Origin of the sequence: Pseudomonas monachiensis (assembly GCF_047345015.1) — a bacterium.
GTDB lineage: Bacteria > Pseudomonadota > Gammaproteobacteria > Pseudomonadales > Pseudomonadaceae > Aquipseudomonas > Aquipseudomonas monachiensis.
Map to the genome: position 1 here is coordinate 321,260 of NZ_CP178857.1, position 21,053 is coordinate 342,312.

Annotated in this window: 14 protein-coding genes; 12 read left to right on the plus strand and 2 right to left on the minus strand. The window is 61.1% G+C overall.

What is annotated here, in order from left to right; genetic code table 11:
* Nucleotides 1-90: 90 nt before the first annotated feature.
* Nucleotides 91-2,310, minus strand: a complete 2,220-nt coding sequence (locus tag ACMDB8_RS01410) for a primosomal protein N' (RefSeq protein ID WP_056725711.1) — start codon at nucleotides 2,308-2,310, stop codon at nucleotides 91-93.
* A 295-nt stretch (nucleotides 2,311-2,605) separates the two neighbouring features.
* Between ACMDB8_RS01410 and rpmE the strand changes: the two genes are divergently transcribed.
* The 3 genes from rpmE to ACMDB8_RS01425 all read left to right on the plus strand — a co-directional run bounded on the left by rpmE (nucleotide 2,606) and on the right by ACMDB8_RS01425 (nucleotide 5,099).
* Nucleotides 2,606-2,824: a 50S ribosomal protein L31 gene (rpmE, locus tag ACMDB8_RS01415; protein WP_008047849.1), complete on the plus strand. Its 219-nt coding sequence runs from the start codon at nucleotides 2,606-2,608 to the stop codon at nucleotides 2,822-2,824.
* Between the two features lie 35 nt (nucleotides 2,825-2,859).
* On the plus strand, nucleotides 2,860-3,648 hold the full coding sequence (locus ACMDB8_RS01420; protein ID WP_056725710.1) for a thermonuclease family protein: 789 nt from the start codon (nucleotides 2,860-2,862) through the stop codon (nucleotides 3,646-3,648).
* A 182-nt stretch (nucleotides 3,649-3,830) separates the two neighbouring features.
* Complete coding sequence (locus tag ACMDB8_RS01425) at nucleotides 3,831-5,099, plus strand: malic enzyme-like NAD(P)-binding protein (protein WP_409078532.1); 1,269 nt, start codon at nucleotides 3,831-3,833, stop codon at nucleotides 5,097-5,099.
* 256 nt (nucleotides 5,100-5,355) lie between these two features.
* Here ACMDB8_RS01425 and ACMDB8_RS01430 read toward each other — a convergent pair whose 3' ends face one another.
* The gene (locus ACMDB8_RS01430; RefSeq protein ID WP_409078612.1) at nucleotides 5,356-7,797 is read right to left on the minus strand and encodes a penicillin-binding protein 1A; all 2,442 of its coding nucleotides are present in this window, start codon (nucleotides 7,795-7,797) and stop codon (nucleotides 5,356-5,358) included.
* Nucleotides 7,798-8,013: 216 nt separating this feature from the next.
* Here ACMDB8_RS01430 and ACMDB8_RS01435 point away from each other — a divergent pair, with 216 nt between their 5' ends.
* From ACMDB8_RS01435 to gltB, 9 genes are all read left to right on the plus strand, one after another.
* Nucleotides 8,014-9,078, plus strand: a complete 1,065-nt coding sequence (locus ACMDB8_RS01435) for a pilus assembly protein PilM (protein ID WP_223541766.1) — start codon at nucleotides 8,014-8,016, stop codon at nucleotides 9,076-9,078.
* The gene (locus tag ACMDB8_RS01440; RefSeq protein WP_409078533.1) at nucleotides 9,078-9,644 is read left to right on the plus strand and encodes a PilN domain-containing protein; all 567 of its coding nucleotides are present in this window, start codon (nucleotides 9,078-9,080) and stop codon (nucleotides 9,642-9,644) included. The genes ACMDB8_RS01435 and ACMDB8_RS01440 overlap by 1 nt, the downstream gene beginning before the upstream one ends.
* Nucleotides 9,641-10,264, plus strand: coding sequence for a type 4a pilus biogenesis protein PilO (locus tag ACMDB8_RS01445; protein WP_409078534.1), 624 nt, complete (start codon nucleotides 9,641-9,643; stop codon nucleotides 10,262-10,264). The genes ACMDB8_RS01440 and ACMDB8_RS01445 overlap by 4 nt, the downstream gene beginning before the upstream one ends.
* Nucleotides 10,261-10,785, plus strand: coding sequence for a pilus assembly protein PilP (locus ACMDB8_RS01450; protein ID WP_409078535.1), 525 nt, complete (start codon nucleotides 10,261-10,263; stop codon nucleotides 10,783-10,785). The genes ACMDB8_RS01445 and ACMDB8_RS01450 overlap by 4 nt, the downstream gene beginning before the upstream one ends.
* Nucleotides 10,786-10,798: 13 nt before the next feature.
* On the plus strand, nucleotides 10,799-12,868 hold the full coding sequence (gene pilQ, locus ACMDB8_RS01455; protein WP_056725697.1) for a type IV pilus secretin PilQ: 2,070 nt from the start codon (nucleotides 10,799-10,801) through the stop codon (nucleotides 12,866-12,868).
* Nucleotides 12,869-12,872: 4 nt separating this feature from the next.
* Nucleotides 12,873-13,391 (plus strand): shikimate kinase AroK, encoded by a 519-nt coding sequence (aroK, locus tag ACMDB8_RS01460; RefSeq protein ID WP_056725695.1) that lies wholly within the window; start codon nucleotides 12,873-12,875, stop codon nucleotides 13,389-13,391.
* A 150-nt stretch (nucleotides 13,392-13,541) separates the two neighbouring features.
* Nucleotides 13,542-14,642 (plus strand): 3-dehydroquinate synthase, encoded by a 1,101-nt coding sequence (aroB, locus tag ACMDB8_RS01465; RefSeq protein WP_056725692.1) that lies wholly within the window; start codon nucleotides 13,542-13,544, stop codon nucleotides 14,640-14,642.
* Between the two features lie 10 nt (nucleotides 14,643-14,652).
* Nucleotides 14,653-16,242 (plus strand): AAA family ATPase, encoded by a 1,590-nt coding sequence (locus ACMDB8_RS01470; RefSeq protein WP_409078536.1) that lies wholly within the window; start codon nucleotides 14,653-14,655, stop codon nucleotides 16,240-16,242.
* Between the two features lie 349 nt (nucleotides 16,243-16,591).
* A complete protein-coding gene (gene gltB / locus ACMDB8_RS01475; RefSeq protein ID WP_056725690.1) occupies nucleotides 16,592-21,037 on the plus strand; it encodes a glutamate synthase large subunit in 4,446 nt (1,481 codons plus the stop codon).
* Nucleotides 21,038-21,053: the final 16 nt, after the last annotated feature.

Consider the following 21,053-nt stretch of genomic DNA (forward strand, 5'->3'; position numbering starts at 1 on the left):
CAAAAGAGGCAAAGATCGCAGCCTTCGGCAGCTCCTACACGGATTGCGCGTTTCTGTAGGAGCTGCCGAAGGCTGCGATCTTTTGACCTTTCAATACAAATCGACCGGATCAACATCCAAAGACCAGCGCACCGCCCGTCCACTCGGCATCTGCTCCAGCAGCAGCAACCAACTGGCCAGCAATCGATGCAAGGGTGCCCGCGCCGTAGCCTGTACCAACAGCTGCGCACGATAACGCCCGGCCCGGCGCTCCATCGGTGCCGGGACCGGTCCCAGTAGCTCGATTCCCGTCAGATTCTGCTCGGCCAGCAAACGCTCCGCCTCGCTGCAAGCCTCATCGAGGAAGCCTTCGGCCTGGCCCGGTTTATGCGCCTCGGCCCGCAGTAGCGCCAAGTGCGCAAATGGCGGCAGGCCGGCAGCGCGTCGCTCGCTCAAGGCTTGCTCGGCAAAGGCGAAGTAGCCCTGCTCGGTCAGCTGGATCAGCAGCGGATGGTCGGCCAGGTGTGTCTGGATAATCACCTTGCCCGGCTCTTCGGCGCGACCGGCACGGCCGGCGACCTGGACGATCAGTTGAGCCATGCGCTCGCTGGCGCGGAAGTCACCGGAGAACAGGCCGCCGTCAGCGTCAAGGATCGACACCAGCGTCACCCGTGGGAAGTGGTGACCCTTGGCAAGCATCTGCGTGCCGATCAGGATGCACGGCTGGCCTTTTTGAATGGTCGCGAACAACTGGTTCATCGCATCCTTGCGCGATGTGCTGTCGCGGTCGACCCGCAGCACCGGATAGTCCGGGAACAGAATCGCCAGGCGCTCCTCGGCCCGCTCGGTGCCGGCGCCAACGGGGCGCAGATCGACCTTGCTGCACTTCGGGCACTGGCGCGGCACGCGTTCGACGTAGCCGCAATGGTGGCAGCGCAGCTCGCCGTAACGCTGATGCACGGTCATCCGCGCATCACAGCGCTGGCACTCGGACATCCAGCCGCAGTCATGGCACAGCAGGGTCGGGGCGAAGCCGCGGCGGTTGAGGAACACCAGGACCTGCTGCCCGGCGGCCAGGGTCTGGCCGATGGCTTGTTGCATCGGCCCGGAAATGCCGCTGTCCAGCGGGCGGCTTTTGACATCCAGACGCAGGAAGCGCGGCTGTTTGGCGCCGCCGGCACGCTCGTTCAAGCGCAGCAACCCATAGCGACCGGTGTAGGCGTTGTGCAGGCTTTCCAGCGAAGGGGTGGCGGAGCCGAGGACAATCGGGATGTTTTCCTGTCGCGCCCGCACCAATGCCAGATCACGGGCGTGATAGCGCAAACCTTCCTGCTGTTTATAGGAGCCGTCGTGCTCTTCGTCGATGATGATCAGGCCTGGGTTCTTCATCGGTGTGAACAGGGCCGAGCGGGTGCCGATGATGATGTCGGCCTCACCGTCCCGGGCGGCCAGCCAGGCCTCGAGGCGTTCGCGGTCATTGACCGCCGAATGGATCAGCGCGATCCGGGCATTGAAACGCTGTTCGAAGCGCGCCAGGGTCTGCGGGCCGAGGTTGATTTCCGGGATCAGCACCAGCGCCTGCTTGCCGGCCTCAAGGGTTTCGCGGATCAATTGCAGATAAACTTCGGTCTTGCCGCTGCCGGTGACGCCGGCCAGCAGGAACGCGTGATAACTGTCGAAGCCGGCGCGAATCGCCTCATAGGCAGCGCGCTGCTCCGGGTTCAGCGGGAGTTCCGGTTGCGCCAGCCAGTGTTCGTGGCGTGCACCCGGGGCGTGCCGGCGGATCTCGACCTGCACCAGGTCCTTGGCCAGCAGCAAATCCAGGCTGTCCTTGCTCAGCATCAGTTTGCTCAGCAATTGATGGGCGACGCCGTGGGGGTGCTGGGCCAGCGTGGCCAGGGCTTCACGCTGGCGCGGGGCGCGGGCGATGCGCGGATCATCGAGGCTTGCCCCCGGCACGGCAGACCAGAAACGCTCCTGGCGCGCTTCAGCCAGCTCACCCTGGCGCAGCAAAACCGGCAGCGCCCAGCTCAAGGTGTCGCCAAGGCTGTGCTGGTAATACTGGGACGTCCACAGACACAACTTGAACAGCGCGGGTGGCAGCGGTGGCGTAGCGTCAAGCAGGGCCAGGGCCGGCTTGAGCTTCTCGACTGGCACTTCGCTGGTGTCGGTGACTTCCACCAGAATGCCGATCATCTCGCGCCGGCCAAACGGTACCCGCAGGCGCATGCCGGGGTGCAACTGGGCGCGCAGTACGCCAGCCGGAGCGCGGTAGTCGAACAGGCGGCGCAGCGGCGAAGGCAGGGCGAGGCGCAAAATGGCGTCGGGCACGCGGGGGGATCTCGGTTAGCAGGCAACATAAAGAAGGGGTGGACGCAGATCAATTGTGGGAGCGGGCTTGCTCGCGAAGAAGGAGTGTCAGTCAACGCATTTATCGCCTGACACACCGCTTTCGCGAGCAAGCCCGCTCCCACATGGGAATGCGCTTGAGGCCGGGAGCCTAGCAGACGGTCGGTCTCAGGGACAGCTTGCGTGATCAGGATTGTCTGGTAGAATCCGCGGCCTAATTACGTGCGGTATTCAACAATAGTGTTGGGTGGCGGCACGCTAGCCTGAGGAAGACACCATGAAAGCTGATATCCATCCAGAATACCCGGCAGTTGCTGTTACCTGCAGCTGCGGCAACAAGTTCGAAACCCGTTCGACCTTCGGCAAAGCCCTGGCGATCGACGTTTGCAACGAATGCCACCCGTTCTACACCGGTAAGCAGAAGACTCTGGACACTGGCGGCCGCGTACAGCGCTTCGCCGACCGTTTCGGTGCTTTCGGCGCGAAAAAGGCCTAAGGCCAATCAACTTGGGAAGCCGTTCCGGTTTTTCCATGCTGATGAAAAAGGCGTCCCTCGCGGGCGCCTTTTTTATGTCCGCGATTTGGCTATCCGGCGCCCAGGCGTTTTGCCCGGCACCCGGCGGCCTGACGCCCGTCGCGGTGCAGCGGGTGGTGGACGGCGACACCCTGCGCCTGAGCGATGGCCGCAGCGTGCGCATGATCGGCTTGAACACGCCGGAGCTGGGCAAGAATGGCCGTTCCGACGAACCGTTCGCCGTGGTCGCGCGCAAGCGACTTGAAGCCCTGGTGGCGGCGAGTGACGGGCAGGTTGGTTTGCTGCCCGGCAAAGAAAGCAAAGACCATTACGGTCGCACCCTGGCTCATGTCTACGGTGCCGATGGCGCCAGCCTCGAAGCGCAAATGCTCGCCGAAGGCCTGGGGTTTCAGGTGGCGGTGGCACCGAATGTCGATCTGGTCGCCTGTCAGCAAGCCGCAGAAAACAGCGCTCGGCAGGCCGGGCTCGGTGTGTGGCGCCAGTCGCCTGTACTGAAGGCGGAGCAGATCAGCACTTCCGGCTTTGCCGTGCTCAGCGGTCGTGTGAGCAAGGTTCAACGCAATCGCGGCGGGGTTTGGATCGAATTGCAGGATTCGGTTGTATTGAAGGTTGCGCCCAATCTGCTGGGACGGTTCGATGCAGCCTCGCTGGAACGGCTCGAAGGCAAGCAGATCGAGGCGCGCGGTTGGGTGCTGGATCGTTCGCGACGTGGCGGACTGAAAGAAGGTCAGGCGCGCTGGATGTTGCCCTTGACCGACCCGGCGATGTTTCAAGTGATGCAGTGATAAAAAATTGTAGACATTTTTTCTGTCGATTGTGAACAGTCTAGCCCTTGTGTGCTGTGGCTCTTGGCCCAAAGTCGTAGGGCCGGGCGCTTGACAGGGGTGACCGGTCAGTCTTGTGGGGATTTTGCGAGGCGCGTATCCTCGCTGACCAGTCTGTCCAACAGTAAAAGCGGAATGCCAAAATGTCTGATCTGAAAACTGCCGCTCTCGAATATCACGCCAATCCTCGTCCAGGGAAGCTGAGTGTCGAGCTCACCAAGGCCACCGCTACCGCCCGCGACCTGTCGCTGGCCTACAGCCCGGGCGTAGCCGAACCAGTACGCGAGATCGCCCGCGATCCTGAACTGGCCTACAAGTACACCGGCAAAGGCAACCTGGTTGCAGTCATTTCCGATGGCACCGCGATTCTCGGCCTGGGTAACCTCGGCCCATTGGCTTCCAAGCCAGTGATGGAAGGTAAAGGCGTGCTGTTCAAGCGCTTCGCCGGCATCGACGTTTTCGACATCGAAGTCGACTCCGAAAGCCCGCAAGCCTTCATCGACACCGTCAAGCGCATCTCCATCACCTTCGGTGGCATCAACCTGGAAGACATCAAGGCACCGGAGTGCTTTGAAATCGAACGCGCTCTGATCGAGCAGTGCGATATTCCGGTATTCCACGATGACCAGCACGGCACCGCTATCGTGACCGCCGCCGGCATGATCAACGCGCTGGAAATCGCTGGCAAAACCCTGCCGGAAGCCAAGATCGTCTGCCTGGGTGCCGGCGCTGCCGCTATCTCCTGCATGAAGTTGCTGGTGAGCATGGGCGCCAACATCGAAAACATCTACATGGTCGACCGTACCGGCGTGATCCACTCCGGCCGTGACGACCTGAACCAGTACAAGGCTGTGTTCGCTCACGCGACCGACAAGCGCACCCTGGCTGACGCCCTGCAAGGCGCTGACGTGTTCGTTGGCCTGTCCGGCCCGAACCTGCTGAGCGCTGAAGGCCTGCTGTCGATGGCGCCGAACCCGATCGTGTTCGCGTGCTCGAACCCTGATCCGGAAATCTCCCCGGAGCTGGCGCACGCGACCCGTAACGACGTGATCATGGCCACCGGTCGTTCCGACTACCCGAACCAGGTCAACAACGTACTGGGCTTCCCTTTCATCTTCCGTGGTGCCCTGGACGTTCGCGCCAAGCGCATCAACGAAGAAATGAAAGTGGCTGCGGCCAACGCCCTGCGTGAACTGGCCAAGCTGCCAGTACCTCAGGAAGTGTGCGACGCCTACGGCGGCATCAAGCTGGAATTCGGTCGTGAGTACATCATTCCGAAGCCAATGGATGCCCGTCTGATCACCCTGATCTCCGATGCCGTGGCCAAAGCTGCGATCGAGACCGGCGTGGCGACCCTGCCGTATCCGAAGAACTACCCGCTCAAGAGCGTGGATGACGTGTTCAGCGGCTAAGCCGTTGTAGCGATTCAATGAAAGCCCCGGCTTGTGAGAGTCGGGGCTTTTTTGTGCCTGACAGTTTTGCGCCGCCTATGAGGGCCTCTTCGCGAGCAAGCTCGCCCACAGTGGGCGATGGTGTTCATCGAATTTATATACGCCGCTGATTCCTGTGGGCTTGCCCGCGAAGAGGCCGGATCAGTCAATATCAAAACAGGCAGGCAAAAAAAGCCCCGCACTTCTTTCGAAGGCGGGGCTTTTCAACTTGCAGCTATCAGAACAAATCGATCGGCGCCGCTTCATCCGCTGGCAGCGGGCTGCCAGGTGCCAGGCCGTTGCCCAGTTCGCTCCCGGACGGTGGCGTATCTTCGACCTTGAACAGTTCGAAGTAGGCGCCTGGCGTGCCCGGGCTGGCCGCGCGGCCGCTGATTGGGTCGACTCGCAGACTGAGGATGCCTTCGGGCTCCGCTTGCGTATGCGGCGGTTTGCCTTTGAGCGCGGCGCCCATGTAGTTCATCCAGATCGGCAGTGCGACGGTGCCGCCGAATTCCTTGCGACCCAGGCTTTCCGGTTGATCGAAACCGGTCCACACGGTCGTCACGTAATCGGCGTTGTAACCGGAGAACCAGGCGTCCTTGGATTCGTTGGTCGTACCGGTCTTGCCGGCAATGTCAGGGCGGCCCAGGGCTAGCGCGCGACGACCGGTGCCGAGCTTGATCACGTCCTCAAGCATGCTGTTGAGGATGTATGTGGTGCGCCCGTCAACGATGCGTTCGGCCACGGCGGGTGCTTGTGGCATCGGCGTAGTGCCCGGGGCTTCGCCTGGCGTCGCGTTGACGGTGAAGGCTTGAGGGACGGCTGGCGCGGCAATGCCATCGCTGGCGGCGCCGCCCTGAGGCACGCTCGGCGGGTTGGCGACGAACAGCGTGTCGCCGTTGCGGCTTTCGATCCTGTCGATGATGAACGGGGTGATCTTGTAGCCGCCGTTGGCGAAGGTGCTCCAGCCGGTGGCGATTTCCATTGGCGTCAGGGTCGCGGTGCCCAGCGCCAGGGACAGGTTGGGTGGCAGGTCCTGTTTGTTGAAGCCGAAGCGCGTGATGTAGTCGATGGTCTTGCCCACGCCCATCGCTTGCAGCAAGCGGATCGACACCAGGTTGCGCGACTTGTACAGCGCCTCACGCAGGCGAATCGGGCCGAGGAAGGTGTTGGTGTCGTTCTTCGGACGCCAGACCTTGTCCAGGTACTCGTCGACGAACACGATCGGTGCGTCGTTCACCAGACTGGAGGCGGTGTAGCCGCTATCCAGTGCGGCGGCGTAGACGAATGGCTTGAAGCTCGAGCCTGGCTGGCGCTTGGCCTGCAGTGCGCGGTTGTAGTTGCTCTGCTCGAAGGCGAAACCGCCGACCAGCGAGCGAATGGCACCGTTCTGTGGGTCCAGGGATACCAGTGCGCCCTGGGCCTGCGGGATCTGGCTGAACTTCAGCGAATTGTCAGGCTGACGCTGCACGCGAATCAGATCGCCGACCTGGGCCACGTCCGAAGGTTGTTTCGGGTTGGCCCCCATGCTGTTGGTGTTCAGGAACGGTCGGGCCCACTTCATGGTGTCCCAGTTCACGTGTTCCTGGCCGGTGCGGGTCAGCACTTGCAGGCCGCTCTTGTCGACCAGGGTCACGATGGCCGGTTCCAGGCCGCTGATGGTGCGTTGTTTGGTCAGCTCGGTTGCCCAGGCTTCGCGAGTCTTGCCCGGCAGCCGCGACTCGGGCCCGCGATAGCCGTGGCGCTGATCGTAGGTCATCAGGCCTTCGTGGACCGCGGTGTTGGCCAGTTCCTGGAGATCGCTCGGCACCGTGGTGGTGACGCGGAAGCCTTCGGTATACGCGTCGCTGCCATAACGCCCGACCATTTCGGCACGGGCCATTTCGGCGATGTACGGGGCGTTCACTTCCGGAGTCGGCACGTGATAGCTGGCGTTCAGCGGCTCGTTGACCGCAGCGGTGTAGTCGGCCTCGCTGATTTTCCCGAGCTTGTACATGCGCCCCAGGATCCAGTCGCGACGCTCCTTGCTGCGCGCCGGGTTGGCCAATGGGTTGAAGCGCGACGGCGCCTTGGGCAGGCCGGCAATCATCGCCATCTGCGCCAGGCTGACATCGCGGATCGATTTGCCGTAATAGACCTGCGCCGCCGCCTCGATGCCGTAGGCGCGGTTACCCAGATAGATCTTGTTGACGTACAGCTCGAGGATCTCGTCCTTGGTCAGCTGGCGTTCGATCTGCAGGGCCAGGAGGATCTCGGTGGTCTTGCGTGAAAAGCTGCGTTCGCTGGTCAGGAAGAAGTTCTTCGCCACCTGCATGGTGATCGTGCTGCCGCCGGACTGAATGTGTCCGCTTTTGACCAGCTGGGTCGCGGCACGCATCAGGCTGCTCGGATCGACGCCGTAGTGGTTGGCGAAATTGTCGTCTTCAGCACTTAGTAACGCATTGATGAAGTTGGGGGGAATGTCGGCGAAACGGATCGGTGTACGGCGCATTTCGCCAAATTCTGCGATCAACTTGTTATCGCTGCTGTAGACCCGCAAAGGGATCTGCAACTGGATGCTTCTCAGCGCCTCCACGGACGGAAGTCCGGGACTAAGGTAGAGGTACGCCCCGCTCAGACCCAGAAGGAGTCCGCAGAAAACCGCGACGATGGACCAACCGAAAAACTTCAGCAGACGAATCAAGGCTTTTGGATATCCAGGGTAAAAATGAATTGGGCAACAGGGTTCAGGCTAAATCAGAACGACCCGCGCTTGAGCAAATGCGGAAAAAAACGCTGGGCATTATAAGCATTTTTCTGATCGGGAGCGCGGCTGGCGCTGCTGTCAAGACGGGCGGATTGAACGCAATGGACATTGCAGAGTCCGTAACTCACGGAAAGTCATAGGGAATTGGTAGTGCCAGGACTCTTCAACAAAAAATCCAATACGCTCTTGGGAATCGATATCAGCTCCACCTCGGTGAAACTTCTTGAGTTGAGCCGTCAGGGCGAGCGCTACCGGGTCGAGGCGTATGCGGTCGAGCCGTTGCCGGTCGGCGCGGTGATCGAAAAGAATATCGCCGAACTCGAAGGCGTGGGGCAGGCCCTTGCGCGCGCGCTGGCCAAGGCCAGAACCGGCCAGAAGAACGTGGCCGTGGCCGTGGCGGGCTCGGCGGTGATCACCAAGACCATCGAGATGGAGGCCGGACTTTCCGAGGACGAGATGGAAAGCCAGCTGAAGATCGAGGCCGATCAGTACATTCCTTATCCCCTGGACGAAGTCGCGATCGACTTTGAAGTACAGGGCACCTCCGGGCGCAATCCCGAGCGCGTCAACGTGCTGCTCGCCGCTTGTCGCAAGGAAAACGTCGAGGTCCGCGAGGCCGCCCTGGCCCTGGCGGGGCTGACCGCTCGTGTGGTCGATGTCGAGGCCTACGCGCTGGAGCGCTCATTCGAATTGCTGGCCAGTCGGCTCACGGTTTCCGGGGGACCTTCGACGGTCGCCGTGGTCGACATCGGCGCCACCATGACCACCCTGAGCGTGCTGCACAACGGGCGGATCATCTACACCCGCGAACAACTGTTTGGCGGTCGGCAACTGACCGAGGAAATCCAGCGTCGCTACGGCCTGACGCTGGAGCAGGCGGGGCTGGCGCAAAAGAAGGGCGGTTTGCCGGATGACTATGCAGGTGAGGTCTTGCAGCCATTTCGAGAGGCGCTGGTGCAGCAGGTGTCGCGCTCGTTGCATTTCTTCTTTGCCTCCGGCCAGTACAGCACCGTCGACCATGTCCTGCTGGCTGGCGGTACCGCATCGATCCCGGGGCTGGACCGTTTGATCGAGCAGCAATTGGGCACGCCGACCCAGGTCGCAAACCCTTTTTGCGATATGACTCTGGGCAGCAAGGTCAATGGTGCTGCCCTGGCGAGTGATGCCCCGGCGTTGATGATCGCCTGCGGTCTGGCCCTCAGGAGCTTCGACTGATGGCACGGATCAACCTTTTACCCTGGCGCGAGGAGCGGCGTGAAGTTCGCCGCAAGCGTTTCCTTCTGACCCTGGTGGCGGTGATGGTGGGCACGATGGGTGCGGTGCTGGTCGCGAACCAGCTCATCAGCGGTGCCATCGACCGGCAAGTCGCCCGTAACAATTACATTGGCAAGCAAGTCGCCGAGATCGATGAGCGGATCACCCGGATCAATGATCTCAAGGCGCGCCGCCAGCAACTGGTCGAGCGCATGGGCGTCATCCAGGACCTGCAAGGTAATCGCCAGATCAGCGGGAGAATATTTGACCAATTGGCGCGAGCCCTGCCCGACGGCGTGTATTTCACCGAGGTGAAAATGACCTCAAAGACCTTGTCCATCACCGGCGCCGCGCAATCCAACAACCGTGTTTCGGATTTGATGCGCAACCTGGAGGCATCAGACTGGTTCGATGCGCCGAGCCTGACCGAAGTCAAGGCCACGACTGCCGGTCAGGTGGGGCAGGCCAACGTCTTCCAGCTGACCGTTCGCCAGACTCAGCCCGCAAAACCGGAGGAAGGCAAATGAGTCTGTCTGAATGGTTTGAAGGGCTGCGCAAGATCGACATCAATGATCTGAATACCAGCAACATGGGTTCCTGGCCGCCGGCGATCAAGTGTCTGGTGGCTGGTTTGCTCGTGCTTCTGGTGCTGGCCTTTGGCTATAGCTTTTCCACCCGCGACCTTGTGAGCCAGCTCGATCTCAAGCGCGAAGAGGAGTCGGCACTCAAGGAACAGTTCGCCGACAAGGCCCGCATGGCGGCGAATCTGGATCTCTACACCCGGCAGTTGAAGGAGATAGAGAGCGCCTTCGTCGTGCTGTTGCGTCAACTGCCCAGCGACACCGAAGTGCCCGGCTTGCTGGAAGACATCACGCGTACGGGCCTGGGCAGCGGCCTGGAGTTCGAAGAGATCAAGTTGCTGCCTGAAGTCGCCCAGCCGTTCTACATCGAACTGCCGATCCAGATCACGGTCACCGGGGACTACCACGACCTGGCCACTTTCGTCAGTGGTGTGGCCGGGTTGCCGCGAATCGTCACCTTGCACGATTTCGACCTTGCCCCCGTCAGCCCCGAGGGTGGTCCGAAGCTGCGCTTGACCATCCTCGCCAAGACCTACCGCTACAACGACAAGGGACAGCATCAATGATCCCGGGACGTTGTTTTGTGGTGGTGTTGCTGTCTGCCCTGTCCGGTTGTGGCGCAGGCGATGACTACACCGATCTGGACGCGTACATGAACGAAACGCGCCTGCATGGGCCGGGGAAGATTGAACCAACGCCGGTATTCCGGTCTTACCCGGCATTCACTTACAACGCGGCGAATCTGCGCAGCCCGTTTTCGCCGCAGATCAGCACTGATCTGGCGGCCCGGCGCAGGGGCTCGCACAACGTCAAACCCGACCCGAGTCGGGTCAAGCAATACCTCGAAGGCTTCAACATCGAGCAGTTTCAAATGGTCGGCACCCTTTCCAATGCGACGGGCTCCTATGCCCTGCTGCGTGGGGCGGGTGGGGTGCACCGGCTGAAAGTCGGCGATTACCTGGGGCGCAACGACGGACGGATCGTTGCGATCAGCGGCTCTCAGGTCGATGTGGTTGAAATTGTCCCGGATGGTCAGGGTGCTTGGCTGGAGCGTCCCCGGACCATTTCCTTGAAAGAGCACTCATAGTGGAACTCCAATAATGAACAGGATTCTTTCCACCGTCGGCCTTTCGCTATGGATAGCGTTGTTGTCGCCGATGGTACAAGCAGCCAATCTCAAGGCGCTGGATGTCGCTGCGCTGCCCGGTGACCGTGTCGAGTTGAAGTTGTCGTTCGATGCACCACCCCCGGTGCCCCACGGCTACACGACGGATTCGCCGGCCCGGATTGCCCTGGACTTGCCGGGTGTCGCCAGTCAGTTGGCCAGCAAGACTCGCGATCTCGGCAGTGGAAATGCCCGCAGTGCAACGGTGGTGGAAGCCCGGGACCGTACGCGATTGATCATCAACCTGGCCCAGTCGGCCCCGTACGACTCGCGAATTGAAGGCAACAATCTGCTGGTCGTCGTCGGGCAGGGAGTCAAACCGTCGACATCCAGGCCGGCGGCCACAGCAATGCCGGTTCCGGCTCGGGCCGCCGCGACGGCGGGCAAGGTCATTCGGGGTGTGGATTTCCAGCGGGGAACCCAGGGCGAAGGCAACGTGGTGATCGACTTGTCGGATCCATCGATTGCACCCGACATACAAGAGCGCGAAGGCAGGATCATCGTCGGATTTGCCAAAACCTTATTGCCCGAGCGATTGCGCGTGCGACTGGACGTGAAGGATTTCGCCACGCCCGTGCAGTTCGTCAATGCCAGCGCGAGCGGCGATCGAGCCACCATCAGTATTGAACCCGGCGGCACGTTCGATTACTCGACCTATCAGACTGACAACAAGCTCACTATCAGCGTTCGCCCGGCGACGGTCGACGAACTGCAAAAGCGCAATGCCGGGCAACAGGCCTATAGCGGCGAGAAGCTATCGCTGAATTTCCAGGACATCGATGTGCGCTCGGTGCTGCAACTGATCGCCGATTTCACCAACCTCAATCTGGTGGCCAGCGATACGGTCCAGGGGGGAATTACTCTGCGTCTGCAGAACGTGCCGTGGGATCAGGCGCTGGATCTGGTGCTGAAAACCAAGGGGCTGGACAAGCGCAAGGTCGGCAATGTCCTGCTTGTTGCGCCGGCCGATGAAATTGCTGCCCGTGAGCGTCAGGAGCTCGAATCGCAGAAGCAGATTGCCGATCTGGCGCCGTTGCGTCGGGAGTTGTTGCAGGTCAATTACGCCAAGGCGGCGGACATCGCCAAGCTCTTCCAGTCAGTGACCAGTGCTGAAGCGAAGCCCGACGAACGGGGGTCGATCACTGTCGATGAGCGCACCAACAACATCATTGCCTACCAGACCCAGGACCGGCTGGATGAGTTGCGCAGGATCGTTACGCAGCTGGATATCCCCGTGCGTCAGGTGATGATCGAGGCGCGCATAGTCGAAGCCAACGTCGACTATGACAAAAGCCTCGGGGTGCGCTGGGGCGGTTCGATACAGAACAAGGGCAACTGGAACACCTCCGGTGTCAGCAATGGGCTCAATGGGTCATCGACCATCGGCACGCCCGGCAGTACCAGCACCAACTCACCGTTCGTCGACATGGGTGTAGCCAACAACACCTCGGGAATCGGCATCGCGTTCATCACCGATAACGTCTTGCTGGACCTGGAACTTACGGCCATGGAGAAAACCGGCAACGGGGAAATCGTCTCACAGCCCAAAGTGGTCACGTCCGACAAGGAAACCGCGAAAATCCTCAAGGGCACCGAGATTCCCTATCAGGAAGCCAGCTCCAGCGGCGCGACTTCGGTCTCGTTCAAGGAGGCTTCGCTGTCGCTGGAGGTGACGCCGCAGATCACGCCCGACAACCGGATCATCATGGAGGTCAAGGTCACCAAGGACGAACCGGACTTCCTGAACAAGGTTCAGGATGTACCGCCCATCAAGAAAAACGAAGTCAACGCCAAGGTCCTGGTCAACGATGGCGAGACCATCGTCATTGGCGGTGTTTTCTCAAATACTCAGAGCAAGGTTGTAGATAAGGTGCCATTTCTTGGCGATGTGCCGTATCTTGGCCGCCTTTTCCGGCGTGACGTGGTTTCGGAGAAAAAATCCGAGCTGTTGGTATTCCTCACTCCGCGTATCATGAATAATCGGGCGATTGCTGTGAGTCATTGATTCTGTGCGAAATTTGATTCTTGTTGGACCGATGGGTGCTGGAAAAAGCACCATCGGCCGGTTGCTGGCCAAAGAGCTGCGCCTGCCATTCAAAGATTCCGATAAGGAAATTGAATTGCGCACGGGCGCCAATATCCCTTGGATCTTCGATAAGGAAGGCGAACCGGGCTTTCGTGATCGCGAGCAGGCAATGATTGCCGAGCTGTGCGATTACGACGGTGTGGTGCTGGCGACAGGCGGGGGCGCGGTCATGCGCGAAGCCAATCGTCGGGCACTGCATGCCGGTGGGCGTGTGGTTTATCTGCATGCGTCGGTCGAGCAACAGGTCGGCCGTACGTCTCGCGACCGCAATCGGCCATTGTTGCGTACCGCTGATCCGGCCAAGACCCTTCGGGATCTGCTGGCGATCCGCGATCCGCTTTATCGGGAAATTGCCGACCTGGTGGTCGAAACCGATGAGCGGCCGCCACGAATGGTCGTACTCGACATTCTGGAGCGCCTGCAGCAGTTGCCACCCCGTTAAAGCGCCGCGGGAAATGCGCTATCCTCGGCGTCCGCCAGGACCACTCCAGGTTGTGGCGGATGGCTACCGGACGGCGTCACACCAGATGAGGCCGTGGATATTCGTTAACTCAGGGCAGAACGCCTGATTCCATCTTCACTGTGGGGACACATGCAGACACTCAAGGTCGATCTGGGCGAGCGCAGCTACCCGATTCATATTGGCGAAGGTTTGTTGGATCAGCCTGAGCTGCTGGCCCCGCACATTCGCGGACGGCAAGTAGCAATCATCTCCAACGAGACGGTTGCGCCGCTCTATCTCGAGCGTCTGACCCGCAGCCTGGCGCAGTTCTCGGTGATTTCCGTGGTGCTGCCCGACGGCGAAGCCTTCAAGACCTGGGAAACCCTGCAACTGATTTTCGACGGCCTGCTGACCGCCCGGCATGATCGGCGCACCACGGTGATCGCCCTCGGTGGCGGTGTGATCGGTGATATGGCCGGCTTTGCCGCCGCCTGCTACCAGCGCGGCGTCGATTTCATCCAGGTTCCGACCACGCTGCTGTCGCAGGTCGACTCCTCGGTGGGCGGCAAGACCGGGATCAACCATCCGCTGGGCAAGAACATGGTCGGCGCCTTTTATCAGCCGAACGTGGTGCTGATCGATACCGCCAGCCTCAACACCTTGCCGGCGCGCGAGCTGTCCGCCGGGCTGGCCGAAGTCATCAAGTACGGGCTGATCTGTGATGAGCCGTTCCTGACCTGGCTCGAAGACAACGTCGACCGCCTGCGCAGTCTGGACCAGCAAGCCCTGACCTATGCCATCGAGCGCTCCTGCGCGGCCAAGGCGGCGGTGGTCGGTGCCGATGAGAAAGAGACGGGCGTTCGTGCCACTTTGAACCTGGGCCATACGTTTGGCCACGCCATCGAAACCCACATGGGCTATGGTGTATGGCTTCATGGTGAGGCAGTGGCTGCTGGCACCGTAATGGCGCTGGAAATGTCCGCGCGACTCGGCTGGATCAGCGAGCAGGAGCGTGATCGCGGTATTCGTCTGTTCCAGCGTGCGGGGCTGCCGGTCATTCCGCCGCAAGAGATGACAGAAGCCGATTTCCTCGAACACATGTCCATTGATAAAAAAGTGATCGACGGTCGTTTGCGCCTGGTGCTGCTGCGCCACATGGGCGAAGCGGTGGTGACCGACGATTATCCGAAAGAGGTTCTACAGGCCACGCTGGGGGCAGACTACCGCGCCCTGGCTCAGCTTAAAGGTTAATAAGAACACGATGACTAGTTTGCATGCCGACGAGGCTTTCCTCGGCCATTACCAGTTGAGTCATGACCCTTTTGCTCCACGGGTACCTGGCTTCAAATTTTTCCCGGCCCAGCGCAAACCCGTGCTGGGACAACTGCATCACCTGGCTCGCTACAGCCAGTTGCTGCTGGTAGTCACTGGCCCCGAAGGCAGTGGCAAGACCCTGTTGCGTCAGGCCCTGGTCGCCAGCACCAACAAGCAATCGGTACAAAGTGTGGTGGTTTCTGCCCGCGGCGCCGGCGATGCGGCCGGTGTGCTGCGTCAGGTGGCCCAGGCGCTGAACGTCGGCCAGGCTGATGCCGACGCGATTCTGGCCCAAGTGGTGCAACTCGCACTGACCGGGCAAGAAGTCTATCTGCTGGTCGATGACGCCGAACAACTCGACGAATCCGCCCTTGAGACTCTGATGGTCCTGGCTGCCGGCGCGCCTGAGGGTCGCCCGCATGTGTTCCTGTTCGGTGAGACCTCGCTGATCGGTCAACTTGAGGCTCTGCATCTCGAGGAAGAGCGCTTCCACGTCATCGAGTTGCAGCCCTACACCGAAGAAGAAACCCGTGAATATCTGGAGCAGCGGCTCGAAGGCGCGGGTCGCGGTATCGAACTTTTCACCGCGGATCAGATCTCTGATATTCACGAAAGCTCCGAAGGCTGGCCTGGCAGCATCAATCAGGTCGCCCGCGATGCAATGATCGAAGCCATGATCGCCAGCCGCTCAGCGGTCAAGCGTCCAAAAATGGGGTTCAATATGCCGAAGAAACACGTATTGGCGATTTCCGCCGTGGTCGTGGTCGCGGTAGCTGCCGCCTGGTTGATTCCGGGTCGCAACAAGGCGCCGACCACCGGTGCACCGACCAATGAACAGGCGCAACTGCCGCTTGGCCAGGGTCAGCCAGCCGCGAATGGCGGTGCTCCGGCCGTCGAATTCGCCGGCAGCACGCAGCCGATGCCATTGCCGTTGGTCGGTAACTCGCAACCGGTCATGCGCGCCCCTCTGGCTGAAGCCGCGGGTGGCATCACCGAAGGCGATGATGGCGTTCCGGTAGAAGGCTCCAGCGCTACGCCGCCGACCGTTACGACTACTGCACCACCAGCGGGTGTTCCTGCCGGCCCTGCGCCGACACCAGCGGCCAAGCCTGCGCCTGCGCCGACTCAGGTCGCCACTGCCAAGCCTGCGCCTGCTCCAGTGGCCAAGCCTGCTCCAGCTCCAGCCAAGCCAGCCGTTGCCGCGGCGACCAAGCCTGCGGAGAAATCCGCTCCGGCGGCCAAAGCTGCTGGCGGCACCTGGTACGCCGGTCAGGCACCGGGTAACTACGTGGTGCAAATCCTCGGCACCAGCTCCGAGACCGCCGCACAAAGCTTCGTCAAGGAGCAGGGTGGCGAGTACCGTTATTTCAAGAAAGTCCTCAATGGCAAGCCGCTCTACGTGATCACCTACGGCAGCTTCGCCAATCGTGATGCAGCCGTTTCCGCCATCAAGGCCTTGCCAGCGAAGGTTCAGGCTGGTAAACCTTGGCCTCGCACTGTCGCCAGCGTCCAACAGGAACTGGCAACAACTCGCTGAAGATTCGGCGGCCTTACCCAGGCCGCCTCTCCAAGCACCTCAAAATTTCTACAAGTGCGCGCAACCTTCCGGGCTGCGTGCCTTGTGGTGTCTGCGTCACAGTAGTCTTTGAGTCGTTGCGGTCAGAATTAAAAAAAGTTTTGACTAGCACAGCAGATCGCTTTAAACCTTTCACAAATGCGACATAGATTTGCGACATTTCGTCGTCAAATTTGTGAGCCTCCGTGTCGGTGTGTACAATGACCTCCCTTTTGCCCCCGCAAAGCTGGCGTACGTTCGGCGCGGTTGGTAAGTGGTTGAATTGAAAAGAAATTTGCTTCGCGAGAAGCAGCCTGGTGAGAAAGTGTCTATGAAAGCAGGTCTGTACCAACCAGATGAATTCAAGGATAACTGCGGTTTCGGCCTGATTGCTCATATGCAGGGCGAGCCCAGTCATACCCTTTTGCAAACGGCCATCGAGGCCCTGACCTGCATGACCCACCGCGGTGGGATTAATGCCGACGGCAAGACCGGTGACGGTTGCGGTCTGCTGATTCAAAAGCCGGACGTGTTCCTGCGAGCCATCGCCCAGGAAACCTTCGGCGTCGAAATGCCCAAGCAATACGCTGTGGGCATGGTTTTCTTCAACCAGGACCCGGTCAAGGCCGAAGCCGCTCGCGAGAACATGAACCGCGAGATCCTGGCCGCCGGTCTGCAACTGGTCGGCTGGCGCAAAGTGCCGATCGACACCAGCGTCCTCGGCCGCCTGGCCCTTGAGCGCCTGCCGCAGATCGAGCAGGTGTACATCGGCGGTGAAGGCCTGAGCGATCAGGACATGGCCGTCAAGCTGTTCACCTCCCGTCGTCGCTCGTCCGTGGCCAACGCTGCCGACACTGACCACTACGTGTGCAGCTTTTCCCACAAGACCATTATTTACAAAGGCCTGATGATGCCGGCGGACTTGACCGCCTTCTATCCGGACCTGAGCGATGAGCGCCTGCAAACCTCGATTTGCGTGTTCCACCAGCGCTTCTCCACCAACACCCTGCCGAAATGGCCGCTGGCTCAACCGTTCCGCTTCCTGGCGCACAACGGCGAGATCAACACCATCACCGGTAACCGCAACTGGGCCGTGGCCCGTCGCACCAAGTTCACCAACGACCTGATGGACCTGGAAGAACTCGGCCCGTTGGTCAACCGTGTGGGTTCCGACTCCTCGAGCATGGACAACATGCTGGAGCTGATGGTCACCGGTGGCATCGATCTGTTCCGTGGCGTGCGGATGATCATTCCGCCTGCGTGGCAGAACGTCGAAACCATGGACCCGGATCTGCGTGCGTTCTACGAATACAACTCGATGCACATGGAACCGTGGGACGGCCCGGCCGGCGTGGTAATGACCGACGGTCGTTACGCGGTGTGCCTGCTCGACCGTAACGGTCTGCGTCCGGCGCGTTGGGTCACCACCAAGAACGGCTTTATCACCCTGGCCTCGGAAATCGGTGTCTGGAACTACCAGCCTGAAGACGTGATCGCCAAAGGCCGCGTTGGCCCGGGCCAGATCTTTGCCGTGGACACCGAAACCGGCCAGATCCTCGACACCGACGCGATCGACAACCGTCTGAAGTCCCGTCATCCGTACAAGCAATGGCTGCGCAAGAATGCCCTGCGCATCCAGGCGACCATGGAAGACAACGACCACGGTTCGGCGTTCTACGACGTCGATCAGCTCAAGCAATACATGAAGATGTATCAGGTCACGTTCGAAGAGCGCGACCAGGTGCTGCGTCCGCTGGGCGAACAGGGCTACGAAGCCGTGGGCTCGATGGGCGACGATACGCCGATGGCCGTGCTGTCCCAGCGCGTGCGCACGCCGTACGACTATTTCCGCCAGCAGTTCGCGCAGGTCACCAACCCGCCGATCGATCCGCTGCGTGAAGCCATCGTCATGTCGCTGGAGATCTGCCTCGGTGCCGAGCGCAACATCTTCCAGGAGTCGCCGGAACACGCTTCGCGCGTGATCCTCAGCTCGCCGGTCATTTCCCCGGCCAAGTGGCGCTCGCTGATGAACCTCGATCGTCCGGGTTTCGAACGCGCGATCATCGATCTGAACTACGACGAAAGCGTCGGCCTCGAAGCGGCGATCCGCAACGTCGCCGATCAGGCTGAAGAAGCCGTGCGCGCCGGTCGTACCCAGGTTGTGCTGAGTGACCGTCACATTGCCCCTGGCAAGTTGCCGATCCACGCGTCCCTGGCCACAGGTGCTGTGCACCACCGCCTGACCGAAAAAGGCCTGCGTTGCGACTCCAACATCCTGGTGGAAACTGCGACTGCGCGTGACCCGCATCACTTCGCCGTGTTGATCGGTTTCGGCGCCTCTGCCGTCTATCCATTCCTGGCTTATGAAGTGCTGGGCGACCTGATCCGTACCGGTGAAGTACTGGGCGACCTCTACGAAGTATTCAAGAACTACCGTAAAGGCATTACCAAGGGCTTGCTCAAGATCCTGTCGAAGATGGGCATCTCGACCATCACCTCGTACCGTGGTGCGCAGTTGTTCGAAGCCATCGGTCTGTCCGAGGAAGTCTGCAACCTGAGCTTCCGTGGCGTGCCAAGCCGCATCAAGGGTGCGCGTTTCGTCGACATCGAAGCCGAGCAGAAAGCCCTGGCCACCGAAGCCTGGAGCCCGCGCAAGCCGATCCAGCAAGGCGGCCTGCTGAAGTTCGTCCACGGTGGCGAGTACCACGCCTACAACCCGGACGTGGTCAGCACCCTGCAAGCCGCTGTGCAGCAGGGCGACTACAGCAAGTTCAAGGAATACACGTCGCTGGTGGACAACCGCCCGGTGTCGATGATCCGCGATCTGCTGAAAGTCAAAACCCTGGACACGCCGCTGGACATCAGCGAGATCGAACCACTGGAATCGGTGCTCAAGCGCTTCGACTCCGCCGGTATCTCCCTGGGCGCCCTGTCGCCGGAAGCTCACGAAGCCCTGGCCGAAGCCATGAACCGCCTCGGTGCGCGCTCCAACTCCGGTGAAGGCGGCGAAGACCCGGCGCGCTACGGCACCATCAAGAGCTCGAAAATCAAGCAGGTTGCCACCGGCCGTTTCGGTGTGACCCCGGAATACCTGGTCAATGCTGAAGTGCTGCAGATCAAGGTCGCCCAGGGCGCCAAGCCCGGCGAGGGTGGTCAACTGCCAGGCGGCAAGGTCAACGGTCTGATCGCCAAGCTGCGTTACGCAGTGCCGGGCGTGACCCTTATCTCGCCACCGCCGCACCACGACATCTATTCGATCGAAGACTTGTCGCAGCTGATTTTCGACCTGAAACAAGTCAACCCGAAGGCGCTGGTCTCGGTGAAGCTGGTAGCAGAAGCGGGCGTCGGTACCATCGCCGCCGGTGTGGCCAAGGCCTATGCGGACCTGATCACCATCTCCGGCTACGACGGCGGCACCGGCGCATCGCCGCTGACCTCGATCAAATACGCGGGCGCTCCGTGGGAACTCGGCCTGGCCGAAACCCACCAGACCCTGCGCGGCAATGACCTGCGCGGCAAAGTCCGGGTACAGACCGACGGCGGCCTGAAAACCGGCCTCGACGTGATCAAGGCTGCGATCCTCGGCGCTGAAAGCTTCGGCTTCGGTACCGCGCCAATGATCGCCCTGGGCTGCAAATACCTGCGTATCTGCCACCTGAACAACTGCGCCACCGGCGTCGCGACCCAGAACGAGAAGCTGCGCAAGGATCACTACATCGGTACCGTCGACATGGTGGTGAATTTCTTCACCTACGTCGCCGAAGAAACCCGTGAGTGGCTGGCCAAGCTGGGCGTGCGCTCCCTCGAAGAACTGATCGGCCGTACCGATCTGCTGGAAGTCCTCGAAGGCCAGACCGCCAAGCAGCATCACCTGGACCTCACTCCGTTGCTGGGCAGCGACCACGTACCGGCGGACAAGCCGCAGTTCTGTGGCGTTGAACGCAACCCGCCGTTCGACAAGGGCCTGCTGGCCGAGAAAATGGTCGACATGGCCTCCTCGGCAATCAACGACTTGAGCGGCGCCGAGTTCGACCTGGATATCTGCAACTGCGACCGTTCCATCGGCGCACGGATCTCTGGCGAAATCGCGCGTAAACACGGTAACCAGGGCATGGCCAACGCGCCGGTCACGTTCCGCTTCAAGGGCACGGCAGGGCAGAGCTTCGGCGTATGGAACGCCGGTGGCCTGCACATGTACCTGGAAGGCGACGCCAACGACTACGTCGGCAAGGGCATGACCGGCGGCAAGCTGGTCATCGTTCCGCCGAAGGGCAGCGTCTACCGCACCCAGGACAGTGCCATCATCGGCAACACCTGCCTGTACGGCGCCACTGGCGGCAAGCTGTTCGCCGCCGGCACCGCGGGCGAGCGTTTCGCCGTGCGTAACTCCGGTGCCCACACCGTTGTGGAAGGCACTGGCGATCACTGCTGCGAGTACATGACCGGTGGTTTCGTCTGCGTATTGGGCAAGACCGGGTACAACTTCGGCTCTGGCATGACCGGCGGTTTCGCCTACGTGCTCGACCAGGACAACAGCTTCGTTGACCGGGTCAACCACGAACTGGTGGAAATCCAGCGGATCAGCGGCGAGGCGATGGAAGCCTATCGCAGCCACCTGCAACGCGTGCTGAACGAGTACGTCGAGGAGACCGACAGCGAGTGGGGTCGTGAACTCGCCGAGAACCTCGATGATTACGTGCGTCGTTTCTGGCTGGTCAAGCCCAAGGCGGCCAACCTGAAATCGTTGCTTTCCAGCACCCGTGCCAACCCGCAGTGATATGCGCCTGAAGAGT